General features: G+C 72.3%; 13 protein-coding genes. 10 read left to right on the top strand and 3 right to left on the bottom strand.

Annotated elements, in window-relative coordinates:
* Window positions 1-537 carry a (2Fe-2S)-binding protein gene (locus tag AB0C82_RS29150; RefSeq protein WP_362847536.1) on the bottom strand — a complete coding sequence of 179 codons (537 nt, stop codon included), beginning with the start codon at window positions 535-537 and terminating at the stop codon, window positions 1-3.
* A complete protein-coding gene (locus AB0C82_RS29145; protein WP_362847533.1) occupies window positions 534-1415 on the bottom strand; it encodes an FAD binding domain-containing protein in 882 nt (293 codons plus the stop codon). Before AB0C82_RS29145 ends, AB0C82_RS29150 begins: the two co-directional genes overlap by 4 nt.
* A 137-nt stretch (window positions 1416-1552) precedes the next feature.
* Between AB0C82_RS29145 and AB0C82_RS29140 the strand changes: the two genes are divergently transcribed.
* Together AB0C82_RS29140 and AB0C82_RS29135 are read left to right on the top strand one after the other, a co-directional pair.
* Window positions 1553-2647, top strand: coding sequence for an XdhC/CoxI family protein (locus AB0C82_RS29140; protein ID WP_362847530.1), 1095 nt, complete (start codon window positions 1553-1555; stop codon window positions 2645-2647).
* Between the two features lie 47 nt (window positions 2648-2694).
* Window positions 2695-3957 carry a TetR family transcriptional regulator gene (locus AB0C82_RS29135; RefSeq protein ID WP_362847528.1) on the top strand — a complete coding sequence of 421 codons (1263 nt, stop codon included), beginning with the start codon at window positions 2695-2697 and terminating at the stop codon, window positions 3955-3957.
* Between the two features lie 48 nt (window positions 3958-4005).
* Here the strand turns inward: AB0C82_RS29135 and AB0C82_RS29130 are convergent, their stop codons facing one another.
* Window positions 4006-5376: an MFS transporter gene (locus AB0C82_RS29130; RefSeq protein ID WP_362847525.1), complete on the bottom strand. Its 1371-nt coding sequence runs from the start codon at window positions 5374-5376 to the stop codon at window positions 4006-4008.
* Between the two features lie 295 nt (window positions 5377-5671).
* On the opposite strand from AB0C82_RS29130, the gene AB0C82_RS29125 reads away from it, so the two are divergent.
* Genes AB0C82_RS29125 through AB0C82_RS29090 form a run of 8 tightly spaced genes read left to right on the top strand, consistent with a single transcriptional unit; the run spans window position 5672 to window position 13454 of the window.
* Entirely contained in the window at window positions 5672-7156 is a 1485-nt protein-coding gene (locus AB0C82_RS29125) for an aldehyde dehydrogenase (RefSeq protein ID WP_362847522.1), read from the top strand.
* Window positions 7157-7201: 45 nt separating this feature from the next.
* Window positions 7202-8146, top strand: a complete 945-nt coding sequence (locus tag AB0C82_RS29120) for a VOC family protein (protein WP_362847520.1) — start codon at window positions 7202-7204, stop codon at window positions 8144-8146.
* Window positions 8143-8940: an aspartate dehydrogenase domain-containing protein gene (locus tag AB0C82_RS29115; protein WP_362847517.1), complete on the top strand. Its 798-nt coding sequence runs from the start codon at window positions 8143-8145 to the stop codon at window positions 8938-8940. The genes AB0C82_RS29120 and AB0C82_RS29115 overlap by 4 nt, the downstream gene beginning before the upstream one ends.
* The gene (locus tag AB0C82_RS29110) at window positions 8937-9728 is read left to right on the top strand and encodes an alpha/beta fold hydrolase (protein ID WP_362847514.1); all 792 of its coding nucleotides are present in this window, start codon (window positions 8937-8939) and stop codon (window positions 9726-9728) included. Before AB0C82_RS29115 ends, AB0C82_RS29110 begins: the two co-directional genes overlap by 4 nt.
* A gap of 10 nt (window positions 9729-9738) precedes the next feature.
* Window positions 9739-10260, top strand: a complete 522-nt coding sequence (locus AB0C82_RS29105) for a cupin domain-containing protein (RefSeq protein WP_362847511.1) — start codon at window positions 9739-9741, stop codon at window positions 10258-10260.
* The gene (locus tag AB0C82_RS29100) at window positions 10253-11008 is read left to right on the top strand and encodes an SDR family oxidoreductase (protein ID WP_362847508.1); all 756 of its coding nucleotides are present in this window, start codon (window positions 10253-10255) and stop codon (window positions 11006-11008) included. The genes AB0C82_RS29105 and AB0C82_RS29100 overlap by 8 nt, the downstream gene beginning before the upstream one ends.
* Before the next feature lie 19 nt (window positions 11009-11027).
* Window positions 11028-11816, top strand: coding sequence for an SDR family oxidoreductase (locus tag AB0C82_RS29095; RefSeq protein WP_362847505.1), 789 nt, complete (start codon window positions 11028-11030; stop codon window positions 11814-11816).
* 9 nt (window positions 11817-11825) lie between these two features.
* On the top strand, window positions 11826-13454 hold the full coding sequence (locus tag AB0C82_RS29090; protein WP_362847502.1) for a thiamine pyrophosphate-binding protein: 1629 nt from the start codon (window positions 11826-11828) through the stop codon (window positions 13452-13454).
* Window positions 13455-13480 lie beyond the last annotated feature (26 nt).

The raw sequence follows: 13480 nt of genomic DNA, 5'->3' as shown, positions 1-13480 counted from the left end.
TCACTCCCCGAAGCGCTCGTCGAGTGCCTGGCACACGGCACGGCGGATGTTGCGGTAGCCGGTGCACCGGCACAGGTGCCCGCTCAGGGCGTCGGCGACCTGCGTCTCGTCCGGGCGGTCGGACCGCTCGGTGAGCGCGGTCGCCGTCATCACGAACCCGGGGGTGCAGAAGCCGCACTGCATTCCGTGGCACTCGTGGAAGGCGCGCTGCACGGAGGTCAGGGGGGCGTCGTCCGTGGTGAGGCCCTCGACGGTGCGGATCGCGCTGCCCGCGCACTGCACGGCCAGGGTGAGACAGGTGCGCACCGGCTCGTCGTCGACGAGCGCGGTGCAGGCGCCGCAGACGCCGTGTTCGCAGCCGACGTGCGTGCCGGTCAGCCCCAGGCGGTCGCGCAGGAAGTCGCTGAGCAGCAGACGGGACTCGACCTGGGCGGTGACCGCCTGCCCGTTCACGGTGACGGTGATCTCGTGCCAGGCCGAGGGCTCGGCGAGGGGCGGCATGCGGGCCGTCAGCGGGGTGGGGACGGAGGGGGTCATGAGCAGCGCTCCCAGGCGGTGGTGCAGGCGCGGACGAGGAGATGGGCGGCGCCCTCGCGCCGGTACTCGGCGGTGGCGTGGATGTCGTCGGAGGGTGTGAGTCCGGCGAGCGCGGCACCGGCCGCCGCGGCGAGGGCCTGCTCGCCCGCGGTGCTGCCCACCAGCGCGGCCTCGGCGGCCGGCAGGCGCACGGGGACGGGGGCGGCGCCGCTGAAGACGACGCGGGCGTCGCGCACGGTGTCCGGCCTGTCCGGCCCGGTGTCCCGTTCCAGCAGGACGGCCACCCCGACGGTGGCGAAGTCGCCGTGCCTGCGGGTCAGTTCCTCGAAGGACCAGCCGTGGCCTGCCGGGCGGGGCGGGAACACGACCTCGGTCAGGAGCTCGTCCGCCTCCACCGCCGTGGAGAAGGTGGCGACGAAGAAGTCTCCGGCGTCGACGGTACGGGTGCCACGCGGGCCGGTGATCACGAACCGGGCGTCCAGCGCCAGTGCGGCGGCCGGCAGTTCGGCGGCAGGGTCGTGGTGGGCGAGGCTTCCGCAGACGGTGCCCCGGTTGCGTATCTGCGGGTGTCCGATGTGCTCCACGGCGGCGGCCAGCAGCGGCCAGCCGTCCCGTACGGCGGTGTCGGCCGCGGCCCGGGCCTGGCGCACGGCCGCTCCGATGCGGAGGCTGCCCGTCTCGTCGACGTGGATGCCACCGAGCTCCGGGATGCGCGTGATGTCCACGAGCAGCTCGGGTCTGGCGAGGCGCATGTTCAGCATGGGTATCAGGGACTGGCCGCCCGCCACGACCTTGGCCTCCCTTTCCTCGTCGGCGAGGAGGGCGACCGCCTCGCCGAGGGTGCTGGGGGCGATGTAGTCGAACGATGTGGGTTTCACCTGCTGCCACCGGACCTCTCTGGTCGTCGCGCCGTGGCAATCGGCACGTGCAGATCTATCTAGTACCTAAAATGATTTACTCTAAAGTTTCTGCTGGCAAGAGGCTGACCGAAATTTCCCCGTTCGAGGTGAGAGACGTGCGTCATGTCATCGACCAGGCTGCGGCCTGGCAGTCCTCCGGAATCCGCTTCGCCATGGCGACCGTCGTACGCACCTGGGGCTCGGCGCCGCACGGTCCCGGCGCGTCCATGCTCGTGTCCGAGGGCGGTCGCGTCGTCGGCAGCGTGTCCGGCGGTTGTGTGGAAGCCGCCGTCTGCGCGATCGCGGAGGAGGTGCTCGCGGGCGCCGCGCCGACCGTCGAGCGCTGGGGGATCGCGGACGACGACGCCTTCGCGGCCGGCCTGACCTGTGGCGGCACCATCGAGGTGCTGATCCGCGAGGTGGGCCGGGAGGTGCCGCTCGGCCGCATCGCCGCCGGTCTCGCCGCCGGAGTGCCGGTGGCCCTGGTCACCCCCGTGGACGGTCGCGGGGGACTGGTGGTCAGCGATGGGAAGGTCACAGGAACGCTGGGTGACCCGGGCGCGGACCGGGCGGCCGCCGTGGCTGCCGAAGGCATGCTGAGCCGGGCCGTCAGTGGGCTGGTGACCAGCGGAAACGTGGACGGTGAGGCGGCGGTGTGCGCACCGGGGCAGCACCTTCTGGTGCAGTCGTTCGCGTCCCGTCCGCAGTTGCTGATCTTCGGTGCGGCAGAGTTCGCCCGCCCGCTGGCCGGTGTTGGAGCCGTACTCGGGTACCGGGTGACGGTGTGCGACGCCCGGCCCGCCTTCGCGGTGGCCGAGCGCTTCCCGGGCGCCGACGAGGTCGTCACCGACCTGCCCGACCGCTGGTTCCGCGCCCACGAGGGCCGGGTCGACGCGGCGACCGCGGTCTGCGTCCTGACCCACGACGACCGCTTCGACGTACCCGTCCTCGCGCTCGCCCTGCGCAGCCGGGCCGGATATGTGGGGGCGATGGGTAGTCGTCGCACCCACACCGACCGGCTCGTGCGACTGCGGGAGGCGGGTGCGGGCGAGGAGGAACTCGCACGGTTGGACTCGCCGATCGGGCTCGACCTCGGCGGCCGGGGCCCGGAGGAGACGGCCGTGTCGATCATGGCGGGGATCATCGCGGCGCGACGCGGCGGCAGCGGACTGCCCCTCGCGGGGCTGTCCGGGTCCGTGCACCGTTCGTGATCGATTTTGAACGACTGTTTTTCTGAACACTCGTTTAATCTGACGGAGTGGAACCAGAAGACGAGAACGGCTCACGGGCAGCCGCACGCCCCGTACCCGCCGGGGACGGCACCGGACCGTCGGCGGGCGCGCAGCGCCGCCCCGGCTCCCACGACCCGGAGGGCAACCGGCGCGCCGTACTCGACGCCGCCCGGCGCCTGTTCGGGGCGCACGGGTACCAGGGCGTCGGTGTGCGCGCCATCGCGGCCGAGGCCGGTGTCACGCCCGGACTGGTGATGTCCTACTTCGGTACGAAGGACGGGCTGTTCCGGGAGGCGGTCGCGGGCGGGACGGGCGTCACCCACGACGTACTCGGCACGAGCGGTGGTGATCTGCCCGCTGCCCTCGCACGGGCCTACCTCGACCGCTGGGACCGGCTGCCGTCCGACGACCCCTGGCCTGCGCTGATCCGCTCGGCCGTCAGCCACCCGCCGAGCGCGCAGGTGCTGCGCGACATCCTGGAGAAGCAGGTCGGCGAGCCTCTCGCCAGGCTGCTCGGCGACACTGCAGGGGCGGACGTGCGCGCCGCGATGATCCGCAGTGTGCTCTTCGGAGTGATCATGGAACGCTATGTCTTCGCGCACGAACCGGCGGCCTCCGTCCCCACGGAGGAGCTCGCCCCCGCCCTCGCGGACGTGCTCGCCACCGCTTTCGGCGACGCCTCGCCGCGGACCGGCGTGGGAGCGGGGGAGGAGGCGGAAACCCCGCAACCGGCCCCGGAGGAAGCGACCGCTACGTACCCCGTCGCGGACCACCCCGCCCCGGTCGGCAACCCCGCCCCCTTCCCGGGCGCGGTCGGCAACCCCGCCCCGGTCCCCGCCGCGGACGGCTCCGCCGCCTCGCTCTTCGCAGCTCTGAGCGCGTGCGCCGTGCGGTACCAGGCGCTCATCGGGCGGACCGTTCGCGCGTACGGCATCAGCCCCTCCGCCTACGAGGTCATCGCCGCGATCCGTGACGCGGGCGAGCCCTACCGGCTGACCATGGGAGAGGTGGCGGACGCCGGAACGGTCCGGGCGGGCGGCCTCACCCAGCACGCGGACCGGCTGGAGGCGGCGGGCCTGATCCGGCGCGAACGCGACGCCGGGGACCGTCGGATCGTCCGGCTGGTTCTCACGCCCGAGGGCCTGGAGCTGGCCGAGCGGGTCCACGCCGCACGGTCGGACCAGGAGCGCGAGCTGCTGGCGGGGCTGGCACCCGCGGACCGGCGCAGGCTCCCGGGGCTGCTGGGCGCCCTCGGGCGCACGCTCGGGGCCGGTGTCCCGGAGCAGTGATCACTGCCCTGGTACACCGGCCCCGTTCGAGCAACCAGCTTCGCTGCGTCAGGAGTTGAGCTCCTCCAGCGTCCTGCCCTTGGTCTCCACGGCGAACCAGGCGATCACGGCACCCACCGCGGCCACCGCGGCGAGCTGTGCGAACACCAGGGTCAGGCTGCCGCCCGCGCCGATGATCGCGCCGACGGTCACCGGGCCGAGGATCACGCCGATCCGGTTCCACAGCCCGCCGAACGCCGCGCCCTTGGCGCGGTTGTGCGTCGGGTAGAGCTCGGGGGAGTACAGGTAGAGCCCCGCGTTGATCGCGTACAGGAAGAAGGTCGTACAGGAGGCGAAGACCGCGACCTGTATGCCCGAGGTGGCTCCGGCCAGAGCCAGCACGCCCAGGGAGAGCATGGTGCCCACGAGCGCGCCCATCAGCGCGGGCCTGCGGCCGATGCGGTCGACCAGCATGGCCACCACGAAGGTGCCGAGCAGACCGGTGACATTGCTGAGCAGCGTGTAGACGAGCGCCGTGGTGAGGTCCAGCCCGAACTGCTTCGTGTAGAGCGACGGCAGCCAGGTGGAGATGCCGTGGTTGACGTAGTACGCGACGAACCACAGCCCCGAGAGCACCGCCGTGCGCCGCAGGTAGCGGCCCCGGAACAGGTCGGCGAGGCGCCCCTGGGGCGTCTCCTCGGGGATGCTCGACGCGGGGGCGGGCGCGGGCAGTTCCTCGGAGGTGGCGCGGGCAACCTCGGCCTCGATGCGGCTGATCGCCGCCTCGGCCTCCGCCGTACGGCCCCGTGCCAGCAGCCAGCGCGGGGACTCCTCGACGTGGCGGGGCAGCATCGCGGCGATCACGACGGGGATCGTGCCGACGACGAACATGGCGCGCCAGCCGAAGTTCGGGACCACCCACACGGCGAGCAGCGTGGCGGCGGCGAGTCCGGCAGGAAAGATCATTTCGTAGAGCAGGACGAACCGGCCGCGTTTGTCGGAGCGGGCGATCTCGTTGATGTACGTGGCCGCCACGGGCACGACGCCGCCGATGCCCAGGCCCTGGACGAACCGGAACACCGAGAAGGTCTCGATGCTGCCGGAGAAGGCCACGGCGAGGCTGGCCAGTCCGGTGACCGCGACGCCCAGGGCGACGGTGCGCACCCGGCCGATCCGGTCGCCCAGCCAGCCGGCGGCCAGCGCCCCGAGCAGCATGCCGATGGAGGCCGAGGTGACCGCGAAGGTGGCCTGCCCGGTGGTGAGGTTCCACTCCTTCATGAGGACGGGCAGTGCGGAGGCGGCCAGCAACTGGTCGAACGCCTCGAAGAACGTGACGGCTCCGATCAGGAACCGGACCTTGATGTGCCAGCGGGAGTGCGGCAGTCGTTCAAGTCTCGCGGCTATGGAGCCGAGTGCTGGCTTGCCGGCCACAGTCGTCATGGAGGGGGTCCTTCCGCGGGCAGTGGAGTTGCCGAGACAGTAGGGTCAGTTACCTAAGCGGTCAATGGTTAAGCGGTTAGAAACCTCGATTCGAGCAACTCGGTGCCCATCGTCCGTGCCGAAGGGTGCTCAGCTCAAGAGATCGCGGGCAACGATTTCGACCGGGGGGCTTGTGCCCAGATAGTTAAGCCCTTAGATTTCTAGCACTTCGGCAGTTCCGGATGGTGACAGCGCCCCGAGCGCGTCCCGCATCCGGTGCCCGCTCCCTTCCCCCCGCCTTGCCCGGAGGTCCACCGTGCCGCAGTTCCCCACCGACATCCTGATCGCGGGCCAGTGGCGACGTGGTGCGGGCGATCCCGTCGACACCGTCGACCCGGCGACCGGGCGTCTGCTCGCCACCGTCCACTCGGCCTCCGCCGAGGAGGTCGCCGAGGCGGCCGAGGCAGCCGCGAAGGCGGTGGCCGACCCCGCATGGCGTGACCTGCTCGCCCACGAACGCTCACGGCTGCTGTACCGCATCGCCGAGCTGACCGAGGAAGCGGCCGACGAGCTCTCCGCGCTGCAGACCGCCGACACCGGCAAGACCCTCACCGAGACCAGGGCCCTCGCGCTCAGCGCGGCAGGCACCTTCCGCTACATGGGCGCCGCCCTGGAGACGGCGGAGGACACGCTCACGCCCTCCCGCGGCCCGTACGTCACGATGAGCGTGCACGAGCCGCTCGGCGTCGTCGGTGCGATCAACCCCTGGAACTCGCCCGTGGCCAGCGACGCCCAGAAGATCGCCCCGGCCCTCGCCGCCGGAAACGCCGTGCTGCTCAAGCCCGCGGCGTGGACCCCCCTCGTCTCCCTCGCCCTCGGGCGGCTGATCACCCGGGCACTCGAGGAGTTCCGCCTGCCGACCGCCCTGCTGTCGGTACTGCCCGGCAGCGGCCGTGTGGTCGGCGACGCCATCGTGCGCCACCCGCTCGTCGCCCGCATCGGATTCACCGGCGGTACGGAGACGGGGCGCTCCATCGCCGAGGCCGCCGCCCGCAGACTGGTCCCGGTCTCCCTGGAACTCGGCGGCAAGTCGCCCACGATCGTGCGGGCCGACGCGGACGTCGAGCAGGCCCTGGCGGGCGTCCTGTTCGGGATCTTCTCCTCCAGCGGCCAGTCCTGCATCGCCGGCTCCCGGCTCTTCGTGGCCCGGGAGATCTACGACTCCTTCGTCGGCGAACTCGTCGCGCGCGTGACCAAGCTGCGCGTCGGGCCCGGAACCGACCCGGCCACCCAGGTCGGCCCGCTGGTGCACCACCGCCACCGCGACTCCGTCGCCGCCTACGTCGACCTCGCACGCTCCGAGGGAGCCAGGGTCCTGTGCGGAGGGTCGGCTCCCGAGGGCGAGCGGTACGCGGACGGCGCGTACTACCTGCCGACGGTCCTCGACGGGCTCGCCAACACCTCCAGGACCTGCCAGGAGGAGATCTTCGGCCCGGTCCTGGTCGCCCTGCCCTACGACGACGAGGACGACCTGGTCCGCCAGGCCAACGACTCCGTCTACGGACTGGCCTGCGGAATCTGGACCCGGGACCTGGGGGCCGCGTGGCAGCTGGCCCGCCGGATCGAGGCGGGGACCGTCTGGATCAACACGTACAAGCAGTTCAGCGCTGCCACGCCGTTCAGCGGATGGAAGGACAGCGGCCTCGGCACGGAGAAGGGCCGCGACGCGATCCGCGCCTACCAGCGCCAGAAATCCCTGTACTGGGGCACCTCCGGCCACCCGCTTCCCTGGGCCGGCTGACCCGAACCCCCGCCCCCACGTACACCCGCCCGTCTGGAGAGACCGTTGCACCCATCACCCCCCGGTCCGATCGCCCGGCTCCGCTCCCTGCGCTACGTCGAGCTGCACACCCCGGCCTTCACCGAGACCGCCGACTTCTACGAAGAGGTCTGGGGCCTGGAGACCGTCGAGTCCGACACCGGTGCCCGCTGGCTGCGCGGCACGGGCGACGAGCACCACGTCCTGCACCTCACCGAGCGGGAGCGGCTCGGTCTGGGGCGCATCGCCTTCGCCGTCGCGACGCCCGCCGAGGTGGACGAAGCGGCGCGACGCCTGGAAGCGCGCTCCATCGTCCCCGTCGCCGGCCCCGGCCCCCTGGAGCAGGCGGGCGGCGGCTACGGGCTGCGGTTCACCGACCCCGAGGGCCGTCTCATCGAGATCAGCGCCCACGTCGAGGCGGTCACTCCGCGCGGCCGGGACGGTGCGGTCCCGGTCGGGGTGACGCACGCGGTGCTCAACACCACCGACATCGACGCGGCGGTCACCTTCTACTGCGAGGTGCTCGGACTGCGCGTCTCCGACTGGTCCGAGCACCAGATGGCGTTCCTGCGCTGCAACGCCGACCACCACTGCATCGCGTTCAACCAGGCCGAGTGGACCTCGCTGAACCACGTGGCGTACGAGATGACGTCGGTCGACCACTTCATGCGCGGCCTCGGACGGCTGCGCCACCACGGCGTCGTCCCTCAGTGGGGACCGGGCCGGCACGGCCCCGGAAACAACACCTTCTCCTACTTCACCGACCCGTCCGGGCTGGTGTGCGAGTACACCTCCGAGGTCGCCCAGATCGTCGAGGACGCCTGGATCGCCCGGGTGTGGCGGCGCGTGCCCGACCTCTCCGACCTGTGGGGGACGGCAGGGCCGCCGTCGAAGGAGATCCGCTGCCACATGGCGGGCGCGCCGGACCCCGGCCCGCTCGCTCCCCTCGACACCCAGGAGGCCGGAGCATGAGCACCGTACGCAAAGTCGGCATCGTCGGCTGGGGCGCCATCGGCCGGGTGGTCGGCACCGCGCTCGTCGAAGGACAGGTGGAGGGCGCCGAGCTGGTGTGCGTCGTCGACAACCGCCCGCTCGGAGAGACCGCGCCCGCCCGGCAGGCATCCTTCGAAGAGGCCCTGGAGGCCTGCGACCTCATCGTGGAGGCGGCAGGCCAGGGTGTCGTACGGGAATGGGGCACGCGGGTCCTGGAGTCCGGCACCGATCTGCTCATCGCCTCCACCGGCGCGCTGACCGACGACGAGCTCGCCAAGCGGCTGCTGGCGGCCGGACCGGGCCGGGTGTACTTCACCGGCGGCGCGGTCGGCGGCCTCGACCTCCTCCAGGCGGCACGCTCACTGGGCCCGCTGACCGACGTCAGGCTCATCACCACCAAGCTGCCCGCCACCCTCGAACAGCCTTGGATGGGCGCGGAGTTGCTGCACCGGATGCGGACGGCCACCGGGCCGGTCGAGGTCATGTCCGGCACCGCGCGCGACGTGCCGGTGAAGTTCCCCAAGTCCACGAACGTGGCCGCCTCGGTCGCGCTGGCCGTCGGCGACCTGGACGCTGTGCGGGTCCAGGTCGTCGCCGACCCGGCGGCCCACCGCACCCGCCATGTGATCGAGGCGTCCGGAGCGCACGGTGCGTACCGCTTCGAGGTCGCCCACCAGCCCGACCCGGGCAACCCCGCCACCAGCCAGGTGGTGCCGTACGCCGTCCTGCGCAGCCTCGCCGCGCTCGCCGGCCGCACCGGGCAGATCCTGTGAGCGGCACCGAAACGGCGATCCACGTCGAGGAGGCCGGTGACCGGGGACCCCTGCTGCTGTGCCTCCACGGCATCGGCTCCTCCTCGGCCGCCTTCGCCCCCCAGCTCGCCGAACTGTCCGCCTACGTCAGGGTCGTGGCCTGGGACGCCCCGGGATACGCAAGATCCGCGGATCCGACGGCCCCCTACGGCCTCGACGACTACGCGGACGCGGCTGCTGCCCTGATCCGCGAGCGCGCCACCACCGCACACGTCCTCGGCGTCTCCTGGGGCGGGGTGATCGCACTGCGGCTCGCCACCCGGCACCCCGAGCTAGTCGCCTCACTGATCATCGCCGACTCCAGCACCGGTTCGGGCACCGACGAGGCGAAGGCGCGGGCCATGCGGGCACGCGCCGCCGACCTGGCCGAGCTCGGCCCGAGGGCGTTCGCCGCAGCACGCGGCCCCCGCCTGGTGTCACCCGACGCGCCGGACGACCTCGTGGGCGCCGTCGTGGCGAACATGGCCGCGTCGGTACGCCTGCCGGGCTACGCCTTCGCCGCCGAGTCGATGGCATCCGCCGATCTGCGGGCCGAGCTTCCCTCGATCACCGCGCCGGCCCTCGTGCTCTGCGGAGAGCACGACCGGGTCACCGGCCCCGACGCGAGCCAGGCCATCGCGGGGGCCATCCACAAGACCGCCTACGTGATCGTCAAGGACGCCGGTCACCTGGCCAACCAGGAGCAGCCCGGGCACTTCAACGCCTGGGTCCTCTCCCACCTCCGTATCACCGCCTCCATCCCCGAGTAGGAGCTCTGCCATGCCTCTGACCACCACCGCGTACGACAACGGCGACGACCTCTCCGCGTACACCGACTCCCTCATCGCCACCAAGGCCTCCCGCGTGGCGGACTTCGACACCCTCTCCTTCCAGGAGAAGGCCGGCGCGCAGTTCCGCCGCGGCCAGATCCGCTACGTCGGCTCGGGCGCCACCGGCAACCACGAGAGCGACAGCCGCATCCTGCCCTCCGGCGGGTTCACCTTCTCCAACATGCTGCTGCCGCCCGGCGCCGAGGGCCCGGCCCACACCCACCACGACGTCGAGGAAGCCTTCTTCGTGCTGGAGGGCGAGGTCAAGGTGGGCATCCACCGCGGCCCCGACGAGGCCGAGTTCCGCACCCTGGGCTACCGGGACATGATCGTCGTACCGGCCGGAGTGACCCGCTCCCTCAAGAACGAGGGCGACACCGACGCACTGTTCTGCGTGGTGATCGGCACGCAGAAGCCGCAGGTCCCGACCTACCCGGAGTACTCGCCGATGCACGGCGTCACCCGTGGCTGACGAGCCCCCGGCCGTCGTACGCACCGTCGTCGTCACCGGTGCGGGCCGTGGCCTCGGACTGGCCATGGCCCGCCGGGCAGGCACCGACGGCTTCCGGGTCGTCGTCGCCGAGCTGGACCCGGAGCGGGGCGGGCGCGCCGTCGAGGAGCTGTGCGCGGAGGGCATCGACGCCCACTTCGTACGCTGCGACGTGGCCGACCCCGCTTCGGTGGACGCCCTGGCGGCCGCCGTAGGCGAGCTGGGCCCCCTGTACGGCCTGGTCAACAACGCGGCACTCGCCAACGGCGTCGGCGGCAAGGAGTTCCAGGACCTCGACGTCGAGGAGTGGGACCGTCTGATGACGGTCAACGCCCGCAGCCCCTGGCTGGTGGCGAAGACGCTGTACCCGCTCTTCGCGGCACCCGGACGGATCGTCAACATCGCATCGGATGCCGCCCTCTACGGCTCCCCACGGCTCGCCCACTACATCGCCTCCAAGGGGGCGGTCATCGCCCTCACCCGGGCGATGGCACGCGAGCTCGGAGACAAGGGCATCACCGTGAACGCGGTCGCTCCCGGGCTCACCGAGTGCGAGGCGACCGCGACGGTGCCCGCCGAACGCCACGACCTCTACCGCTTGAACCGCGCCATCTCCCGGCCCCAGCAGCCGGACGACCTCATCGGGATCGTCTCCTTCCTGCTGGCCGAGGAATCCCGCTATCTGACCGGACAGGTGATCGCCGTCAACGGCGGCTTCACCATGAACTGAACCGCAGGAGACACAAGTTATGGATCTGGGCCTCGCCGACCGCACGATTCTGGTCACCGGCGGCAGCTCGGGCGTCGGCCTGGCCACGGTCCGCGCCCTGCTCGACGAGGGCGCCCGCGTCGCCACCTGCGGCCGCGACACCGACCGGCTGGCCAAGGCGGCGGCCGGCCTCGGTGCCGGCCCCGACAGGCTGCTGACCGGCGCCTGCGACGTACGGGACGCCGGCGCCGTACACGACTTCGTGCGCCGCACCGCCGAGGAGTTCGGCGGCATCGACGGACTCGTCAACAACGCCGGACAGTCCCGGATGAAAGGGCTGGACGACTCCACCGCGGAAGACTGGCGCGACGAGCTGGAGCTGAAGTTCGCCGGCGTCCTCAACCCCCTCCAGTCAGCGCGCCCCCACCTCGCCGCCTCCGGCACGGCGAGCGTGGTCAACATCAACGCAGTCCTCGCCAAACAGCCCGAACCCCGGCTCATCACCACGAGCGCGGCCCGCGCCGGCATCCTCAACCTCTCCAAGTCCCTGTCCGTCGAACTGGCCGCCGAGGGCATCCGGGTCAACTCCGTCTGCCTCGGCCTCATCGACACCGGGCAGTGGACCAGGCGCCATGCGGCGGCGGACCCGGGCACGACCTACGAGGACTGGCAGGCGGAACTCGCCGCGGACCGCGGCATCGCGCTCGGCCGCCTCGGCCGAGCCGAGGAAGTCGCGTACGCCGTCCTCGCCCTCCTCTCACCCCGCGCCTCGTACATCACCGGAACCAGCATCGACGTCTGCGGCGGCGTCGGCCGCTCCATCCTCTGAGGAGACCCCATGCGTCACGACAACGGAGGCGATCTCCTCGTCGCCGTCCTGCGCGAACTCGGTATCGACACCGTCTTCGGCATCGTCAGCGTCCACAACCTGCCGCTCGTCGAAGCCGTCGACCGCGAACTGCGGTTCGTCCCCGTACGGCACGAGGCGTCCGCGGTGAATGCCGCCGACGCCTACGGCCGCGCCCGCGGCTCGATCGGCTGCGCCCTGACATCCACCGGAACCGGCGCGGGCAACGCCGCCGGATCGCTGATCGAGGCGCTCAGCGCCGGCAGCTCCGTCCTCCACATCACAGGGCAGGTCGAGAGCGAGTTCCTGGGCAGCGGACGGGGCTTCATCCACGAGACCAAGGACCAGCTCGGCATGCTCGGGGCCGTCTCCGCCTACGCGGCGAGCGTTCCGGACGCCGCACGGGCCGGGCACATCCTGCGCGAGGCGGCCCGGTCCGCGCTCGCGGCGCCGGGCGGCCCGGCCAGCGTGGAGTGGCCCATCGACCTCCAGTACGCGCCCCAGACCGACGAGCCGGCCCCGGCCGCGCCCGTCCCCGCCGGCCCCGCACCCACCGAAGGCGAACTCGCCGCAGCCGGGGCCCTGCTGGCCTCCGCGCGCCGCCCGCTGATCTGGGCGGGCGGCGGCGCGGCCACCGCCCGCGACGAGCTGACCCGGCTCCTGGAGGCCACCGGCGCGGGTCTGCTCACCTCGAACTCGGGGCGCGGAGCCGTGCCCGAGGACCACGAACAGGTCATCGGCAACTTCGCCACCACCCCCGCGGTACGTGCCCTGCTCGCCGACGCCGACGTCCTGGTCACCATCGGGACGCACTTCCGCTCCAACGAGACGGCCGACTACACGCTGGAGCTCCCCGGGGCGCACATCCAGATCGACGTCGACGCCGCGGCACTGGGCCGCGTGTACCCGGCCGCCCACCCGCTGCACGGCGAAGCGGCAGGCACCCTGCACGCCCTGCTGCCCCACGCGGCGCACGCGGAGGCCGGCTGGACGGACCGCGTCGCCGCCGTCCGCACCGAGGTCAGGGCGAACCTGCACGCCGGCATCGGACCGCAGGCCGCGATCTGCGAAGCCATCCGCGCGGCGTTGCCCCGCGAGGCCGTCGTCGCCCGGGACGTCACCATTCCCTCCAGCAGCTGGGGCAACCGGCTGCTGGAGATGTACGACCCCCGGGACAACGTCTTCCCGCGCGGCGGCGGCATCGGGCAGGGGCTCGGCATGGGCATCGGCGCCGCGCTCGCCAGGCCCGGAGCGCCCACCGTCGTGATGGCCGGGGACGGTGGGCTCGCCGTCCACCTCGGGGAACTCCTCACCCTTGCCCAGGAGCGGCCCCGGCTGACCCTGATCGTCTTCAACGACGGCGGCTACGGAGTCCTGCGCAACATGCAGGACCGCTACAGCGAGCGCCGCTCCGGAGTCGACCTCGTCACCCCCGACTTCGAACTCCTCGCTCGGGCCTGCGGGTTGCCCTACGCCCGTATCGCCGCGGAGGAGCACGCGGGCCCCGTGCTCGCCGAAGCCGTCGCCTCCGACGGTCCGACACTCGTCGAGGTGGACCTCGGCGCACTCGGCCCGATGAAGACCCCGTTCACCCCGCCCGTGAGGATTCCGGGCCAGTAGCCCGGCCCGCCCGTACTGCCGGTAAG

The organism is Streptomyces sp. NPDC048560, assembly GCF_040650955.1.
In the GTDB taxonomy this organism is placed as follows: Bacteria; Actinomycetota; Actinomycetes; order Streptomycetales; family Streptomycetaceae; genus Streptomyces.
Note: the sequence above shows the minus strand (reverse complement) of the source record. Positions and strands in the feature narration are given on the sequence as shown.

What these genes read in the sequence shown, in the direction of transcription:
- AB0C82_RS29150 (WP_362847536.1), bottom strand. Translation starts at nt 537, where the DNA reads ATGACCCCCTCCGTCCCCACCCCGCTGACGGCCCGCATGCCGCCCCTC.
- AB0C82_RS29130 (WP_362847525.1), bottom strand. Translation starts at nt 5,376, where the DNA reads ATGACGACTGTGGCCGGCAAGCCAGCACTCGGCTCCATAGCCGCGAGA.
- AB0C82_RS29115 (WP_362847517.1), top strand. Translation starts at nt 8,143, where the DNA reads ATGAGCACCGTACGCAAAGTCGGCATCGTCGGCTGGGGCGCCATCGGC.
- AB0C82_RS29105 (WP_362847511.1), top strand. Translation starts at nt 9,739, where the DNA reads ATGCCTCTGACCACCACCGCGTACGACAACGGCGACGACCTCTCCGCG.
- AB0C82_RS29095 (WP_362847505.1), top strand. Translation starts at nt 11,028, where the DNA reads ATGGATCTGGGCCTCGCCGACCGCACGATTCTGGTCACCGGCGGCAGC.
- AB0C82_RS29090 (WP_362847502.1), top strand. Translation starts at nt 11,826, where the DNA reads ATGCGTCACGACAACGGAGGCGATCTCCTCGTCGCCGTCCTGCGCGAA.